A 6,164-nucleotide genomic window follows, 5' to 3' on the forward strand; every position below is an offset into this window, starting at 1 on the left:
AATGTGGACGGGGGTGACCCCGTCCCGCACCGGTGTGGCGACGGATGCCGCCGGGTACGTCTTACTCGCTGAGGACGATCTCGCTGAAGACCTCGTCGTTCACGGGGCTGGCCGGGTAGCTCTCGACACGGGGGTCGAAGGCCAGGGTCGGGGCCGGGTGAGCGAGCGGGACGCCGGGGATGAACTCGGCGACCATCTGGTTGATCTCCTGGTAGAGCGCCGACTGCTCCTCGAGGTCTGCGATGCCGCGGGCCTCGTCGAGCGCTGCGAACAGCTCGGGGTTGTCGAAGCCCCACTCCGCCGACTTCTGACCGAAGAACACGCCGACGAAGTTGTCGGTGTCGTTGTAGTCGCCGGTCCAGCCGAGGAGGTGGATGCCGTGGTCGGAGCTGGCCGTGATCTTGTCGAGGTAGTCCGGGTTCCACGCGTCGGTCTCGGGCTCGGTGACGACGCCGACGGCCTCGAGCTGGCTCGAGAGGACCGTGAAGATCTGCTCGGGGTCCGGCATGTAGGGGCGCGAGACGTCGACCGGGTAGTTGAACGTCAGCGTGAGCGGGTTCTCCTCGGTGTAGCCGGCCTCCGCGAGGAGCTCCTTGGCCTTCTCGGGGTCGTACTCGTACGTGGTGACGTCGGGGTTGTACCCGTTGACCGTGTCAGGCATGAACTGCGTCGCCTTCTCGGTGCCTTCGGGCAGGACCTGCGAGATGAGCGCGTCCTTGTCGACGGCGTAGGAGAGGGCCTGACGCACGGTCGGATCCTGGAGCTCCTCGACGGCCTGGTTGAAGGCGAGGTAGAGGATCGTGAAGGGGGGACGCGACACCATGGTGAAGCCGTCCTCCTCGAGGGCGGCGGTGTCTGCGGGACCGACGAGGTCGTAGCCGTCGATCGAGCCGGCCTCGAGCGCCTGGCGGCGTGCGGTCGGGTCATCGATCACGCGGAAGATGATCTCGTCGATCTGACCGGCCTCGCCCCAGTAGTCCTCGTTGGCGGTGAGGGTCAGCTGCTCGCCCGGAGCCCACTCTTCGAAGACGTAGGGACCGGTGCCGACCGGGTGGCCGGTGGCGTACTCGCTGAGCGTCGGAGCCTCGGCGGTGCCGCCGACCTCGTCAGCTGCGTACTCCTCGAGGGCCGTCGGCGACTGCATCGCGAACGCGGGCAGCGACAGCGCGGGGATGAAACCGGCGAACGGCTTGTTGAGCTCGATGGTCACCGTGGTGTCACCGTCGGCGGCGCAGGACTTGTAGACCGCGTCCTCGGCGTTCGAGGCGTAACCCTTGAAGAGCTTGTTGTAGTAGTAGCCGAGCGCCTCGCTGGCAGCCAGACCCTCCCAGTTGAACCACCGGTCGAAGTTGGCGCAGACGGCCTCCGCGTTGAAGTCGGTGCCGTCGTGGAACGTGACACCCTCCTTGAGCGTGAAGGTGTGGCTCATGCCGTCCTCGGTGGACTCCCACGACTCAGCGAGGAGCGGTGCGGGGTCGGCGGTGCCGGGCTCGGTGCCGACGAGACCTTCGAAGATCTGGCGGGAGACGCGGAACGTCTCGCCGTCCTGCGCGAAGGCGGGGTCGAGGCTGGCCGGGTCGCTGGATGCGGCGAAGACGAACGTGCCGTCGACGTCTTCAGGAGCGGCGGAGCCGCCGTCGTCGTCACGCTGGCTGCCGCACGCGGTGAGCGCGAGCGCGCCGATCGCGAGCGATGCGACGCTCACGACAATGCGCTTTCTGTGAGTGGAGAGCATGTGCTGTGCACCTTCCGTATGGCTCGTCGGCAGGCGCGACTGTACGCCGCCGAAGGGATGTCCTGACGCTACCCCGGCGTGAGCGGTCAGCCGGTTACATCTGCATCTCAATCACGTTTCCGCGATCTCGGCAGAGACAGCCCATCACGTTCGGGGCGTGCACGTGAAATCACGCTCAGGAACACGAACAGTCTCCCACCCGACGCGGGCCTCTTCCGGCGACCCGGGCCGGCCTGCTGGTCGGAGTCCCTCCCCGGACGGGACGCCGTTGAGATGAGGGATTTCTCATCTGACCAGCGCCGAATGTACGGGCTAGCGACGGTTCGATGTCGGAGGCCCTCACCACAATGGAGGTATGACCAGCACGCCAGAGGCCCCCGGATCGGACGCGTATCTCGCGTCGCTCGCGGGCATCGTGCACGAGGTCGAGGCAGCGGAACGGCTCGTCGCCGCGGGCCAGATCACCCAGTTGCGAGTGCTCGCCCGGGCCGGGCAGCTCGCCGAAGCGCAGACAGTGGGCGCGGATCGGCGAGTGGCTGCTCACGACATGGCGTTGCGTTGCATCGCCGCCGAGGTGGGTGGGGTGATGCGGATCACCGACCGCGCCGTCCAGCGCCGCATCGACGAGGCCCGCACGATCATCGAGGGCTACCCCGCGTCGGTCGTGGCGTGGGAGCAAGGTCGGATCACCCGCGGTCACGTGCTCGTGATCGTCGACACGGGGTCGGTCGTTCCGGTCGAGATGCGGGCCGAGTTCGAGGCGGCCGCGATTGCGCGGTGCGAGAAGGACACTCCGAACCGGGTGCGGCCGGGGCTGGATATCCTTGCGCAGCGGATGCACCCCCGGTCCTTCACCGAACGACACACCGAGGCTGCCGCGACCCGGTGCGTGCGGCTGGTTCCGGGTCGTGACGGGATGTCGGACCTGATCGCGACGCTCCCGACGGTGATCGCCGAAGGGATCCACGACCGGTTGACCCAGCAGGCCCGGGCGGTGATCGACACGCGCGGTGAGCGGTCCGTGAGCGGCGAGGACGCCGCAGCGGCCGATACCCGGGCCGCGGTCGCCGCAACCGATACCCGCTCGACCGATCAGGTCCGTGCGGACATCTTCGCCGACCTGCTCCTCGCCGGCACCCCAGCCCTCGACGACACCCGCGACACGACCGCCGGGCCCCTCGGCGCGATCCGTGCGCGCGTGCAGGTCGTCGTGACGGCGACATGCCTCACCGGCAGCGATGACGGCCCCGCCGATCTCGTCGGCCGGTCGGCCATCGACGCGAAGACGGCTCGACGTCTTGCCGGCGATCAGCCGGCATGGGAGCGACTGTTCACCGATCCCGTCACGGGTACGGTGCATGAGGTCGACACCTACCGGGTCCCGCATCGGATGCGCCGATATCTGCAAGCCAGAGACCAGCATTGCCGGTTCCCCGGATGCCGCACCGCAGCGATCCGGTGTGAAGTCGACCACACGGTGGATCACGCCCTCGGCGGTGAGACGACCACCCGAAACCTGGGTCACCTGTGCCAACGACACCATTCGATGAAACAGTTCACAGCCTGGAGAGTCCGACAACTCTCGGGTGGTGTCCTGGAATGGACCTCACCCCTCGGCAGAACCTACCGCGAAGACGCACCCACCCCAGCCGTCGCGTTCACCCCTGCCGACACCACACCCGCACCCTTCTGAACGGTGACCGCGCGCCGCGGTCCGTCTCGGCCCGCGCCGCGGTTCGACCCACGCTTCCATCCGGCGCACTGCCCATCCCCGCACCGACTAGCGTTGAAGGATGGCCCGGGCGTACGAAGAGAACGACGTCGCCCGCACCACGCTCTCCGACGGGCGCACAGCGCAGGTCACGCCGAGCCGGTTCGCCGGCGGGTGGGAGCTCGTCGTCGAGGCCACCCCGCAGTCGCACGTCGACCTCGACGACCCCTCGCACCTGCACTTCGAGTACATCGCCCGCATGGGCGCGGTCATCGACCTGATCGGCTCGCCCGGCGAGCCCCTCACCGCCGTGCACCTCGGCGCCGGCGCCATGACCCTCCCCCGCTACGTCGAGCACACCCGCCCCGGCTCCCGCCAACAGGTCATCGAACTCGAGCAGCCCCTCATCGACCTCGTCCGCGAGCACCTTCCCCTGCCCCGCAACGCGAGCATCCGCGTCCGCATCGGCGATGCGCGCGACGTCGCGGCACGCCTCCCAGGCGGCATCCTCGGCAAAGTCGACCTCATCGTGTCCGACGTGTTCGCCGGCGCGCAGACCCCCGCGCACCTGACAACGATCGAGTACTACCGCGTCCTCGCGAATCTGCTCGCCCCACGGGGCATCCTCCTCATCAACGTCGCCGACGGCAGCGGCCTCCCGTTCGCCCGCCGCCAGGTCGCGACGGTCCGCGACGTCCTCGAGCACGTCGTCGCCCTCGCCGAGGTCCGCACACTCAAGGGCGGAAGCTTCGGCAACATCGTCATCGCCGCTTCCGCGTCCCCGCTCCCCATGGACTGGCTCCCCCGCCTCATGGCTGCCGGACCCCACCCCGCGAAGGTCGCCCACGGCGCCGAACTCGACGCCTTCGCGCGCACCGCGCGGATCATGACGGATGCCGACGCCGAACCGTCACCGAAACCCGCGGCATCCGTCTTCGAACGCTGACACGCGCGGCGTGCCCTGCCTCGCAAACCGGCCCCCTCGGCGACACTGGAACGACACGTCGGGAGTGTTCGGGAGGAAGCGCCGTGAGCTACATCAAGGGATACGACCCGGAGACGTTGCGCGAGATCGTCGACCTCTCGCAGTGCCGGGCCCGCCTCGATGAGCTCGGCGAGCAGCGCAGCCTCGCTGCCATGCTCGAGCGCGTCTGGCTGCTGAAGGTCCTCGACCGCCTCGACGACGCCCTCGTTGTCTCTGAGCAGTCCGTCCGGCTGGCCCGCATGGCCGGCACCCGCAAGGACCTCCTTCGCGCCCGCGTGCTCCACGCCACCGTGCAGCAGTTCCGTGGCGCGCACGCCGCAGCCATCCACGAGCTGAACATGTGCGTCGAGGAGGCCGAAGGTCAGGGCTGGGCCGCCCTCGCCGCCTTCGCCTGCCAGCACCGCGGCAAGACCTACTACGACGCCGGCGACTACGTCTCGGCCCGTGCCGACTTCAAGAAGGCGCTCTTCCTGCGTCAGGAGGCGGGCGCCCCGGAAGACCAGCTCGAATCGACCCTTCTCGCCATCGAGGCGGCTGATCGTCGGCGGGCCGGGACCTCCGTCGCGAGCTGAGTGTCGTACATCCGTTCTACCCTCCACGCATGACCGACCTCACCGACGTCCGCCGCGAAGCGGAGCACCTGCTGCGGGTCCATCTCGACGAGTCCTGGACGTTCGCCTTCGACAACGCCAAGCGACGCGCCGGCGCGTGCGACTACGCGCGCAAGCGCATCACGCTCTCGCGCTACCTGTCCGCCCGTTACGACGAGACCACCAACCGGCAGACGGTCCTCCACGAGATCGCGCACGCCCTCGCCGGGCCGGCCGCCGGTCACGGTGCTGACTGGAAGCGCATCGCGCGCTCCCTCGGCTACACCGGCGGCGTCACCCACCGCGGTGAGACGGCGACCGAACTCGCCCCGTGGGTGGGCGTCTGCCCCGCCGGTCACGTCGCCTACCGGCATCGCCGCGCGACCCGTGCGACCTCCTGCGCGATCTGCGCTCCCCGCTTCGACGAGCGGCACCTGTTCGCGTGGCGTCGGCGCGAGATCACCGCAGAGACGCGGCGCGCTGCACTCGCCCCGCGCTGAGGGCGCTCAATACGCGACCCAGCGCCCCTCGCGGAGCACCGGCACCACGCCGTCCGCGTCGATCTCCGCCGCCGCCAGCGCCTCGTCGCGCAGCTCGCGGGCGAGCAGCTCCTGCCCCGACCCGCTCGCGGTGATGAGGTGACGCGCCGCCCGGCGCAGCCCTCGGAACGACTCGGATGCCGCGGCCGCCTCCGGCGACGTGTGGTCGATGCCCAGCGTCTCCAACGCCCCGAGCACCGCTCCCGCACCCAGCAGATCCTCCATCGCGAAGCGCAGCTCGCCCGACTCGTCGATCTCACCCGCGGCGATCACGTTGACACTCGTCCGCTCCCCGCGGCGCGTCTGCTCGGCGAGCACCGCCTGCGCGACCGCCGAGGCGTTGCGCAGGCAGCCCAGCACCACAACGGCATCCGTGCCCGCGGCCGACGAACCGTGCGCGGCCGACGCGACGGCCGCGCCGTTCACGGAGACGGCGTGCGCTGACTCATCGTGCGCGACCGCTCCCGGCGGTTTCAGGTTGTCAGCGCAACACCGTTGATCAGTTCGTTGATCATGTCAGCTGGTTTCCGGTAGCCGAGGGTGCGACGCGGTCTGATGTTCAGGAGTCGCTGGGTTTCGGTGAGTTCGTCGTCGGTGATCTCGT

Annotated in this window: 6 protein-coding genes; 4 read left to right on the top strand and 2 right to left on the bottom strand. The window is 69.4% G+C overall.

All coding sequences use genetic code 11. From position 1 onward, the window contains the following. Positions 1–61: 61 nt before the first annotated feature. Complete coding sequence (locus ACHFGS_RS05735) at positions 62–1,735, bottom strand: ABC transporter substrate-binding protein (RefSeq protein WP_394289267.1); 1,674 nt, start codon at positions 1,733–1,735, stop codon at positions 62–64. A gap of 355 nt (positions 1,736–2,090) precedes the next feature. Here ACHFGS_RS05735 and ACHFGS_RS05740 point away from each other — a divergent pair, with 355 nt between their 5' ends. The 4 genes from ACHFGS_RS05740 (at position 2,091) to ACHFGS_RS05755 (ending at position 5,521) form a co-directional block, all read left to right on the top strand. Continuing rightward, positions 2,091–3,428, top strand: coding sequence for a DUF222 domain-containing protein (locus ACHFGS_RS05740; RefSeq protein ID WP_394289268.1), 1,338 nt, complete (start codon positions 2,091–2,093; stop codon positions 3,426–3,428). Between the two features lie 100 nt (positions 3,429–3,528). After that, entirely contained in the window at positions 3,529–4,392 is an 864-nt protein-coding gene (locus tag ACHFGS_RS05745; protein ID WP_394279396.1) for a spermidine synthase, read from the top strand. 83 nt (positions 4,393–4,475) lie between these two features. Continuing rightward, the gene (locus ACHFGS_RS05750; protein WP_394279397.1) at positions 4,476–5,003 is read left to right on the top strand and encodes a hypothetical protein; all 528 of its coding nucleotides are present in this window, start codon (positions 4,476–4,478) and stop codon (positions 5,001–5,003) included. A 29-nt stretch (positions 5,004–5,032) separates the two neighbouring features. Next, positions 5,033–5,521 carry a SprT-like domain-containing protein gene (locus ACHFGS_RS05755; protein ID WP_394279398.1) on the top strand — a complete coding sequence of 163 codons (489 nt, stop codon included), beginning with the start codon at positions 5,033–5,035 and terminating at the stop codon, positions 5,519–5,521. A gap of 6 nt (positions 5,522–5,527) precedes the next feature. Here the strand turns inward: ACHFGS_RS05755 and ACHFGS_RS05760 are convergent, their stop codons facing one another. Continuing rightward, on the bottom strand, positions 5,528–5,986 hold the full coding sequence (locus tag ACHFGS_RS05760; RefSeq protein WP_394279399.1) for a 2-phosphosulfolactate phosphatase: 459 nt from the start codon (positions 5,984–5,986) through the stop codon (positions 5,528–5,530). Positions 5,987–6,164 lie beyond the last annotated feature (178 nt).

Origin of the sequence: Microbacterium sp. (assembly GCF_043427715.1) — a bacterium.
GTDB lineage: Bacteria > Actinomycetota > Actinomycetes > Actinomycetales > Microbacteriaceae > Microbacterium.

Bases quoted from the DNA above. Each gene is read 5' to 3' on its own strand.
- ACHFGS_RS05740 (WP_394289268.1), top strand. From the start codon at position 2,091: ATGACCAGCACGCCAGAGGCCCCCGGATCGGACGCGTATCTCGCGTCG.
- ACHFGS_RS05735 (WP_394289267.1), bottom strand. From the start codon at position 1,735: ATGCTCTCCACTCACAGAAAGCGCATTGTCGTGAGCGTCGCATCGCTC.
- ACHFGS_RS05755 (WP_394279398.1), top strand. From the start codon at position 5,033: ATGACCGACCTCACCGACGTCCGCCGCGAAGCGGAGCACCTGCTGCGG.
- ACHFGS_RS05745 (WP_394279396.1), top strand. From the start codon at position 3,529: ATGGCCCGGGCGTACGAAGAGAACGACGTCGCCCGCACCACGCTCTCC.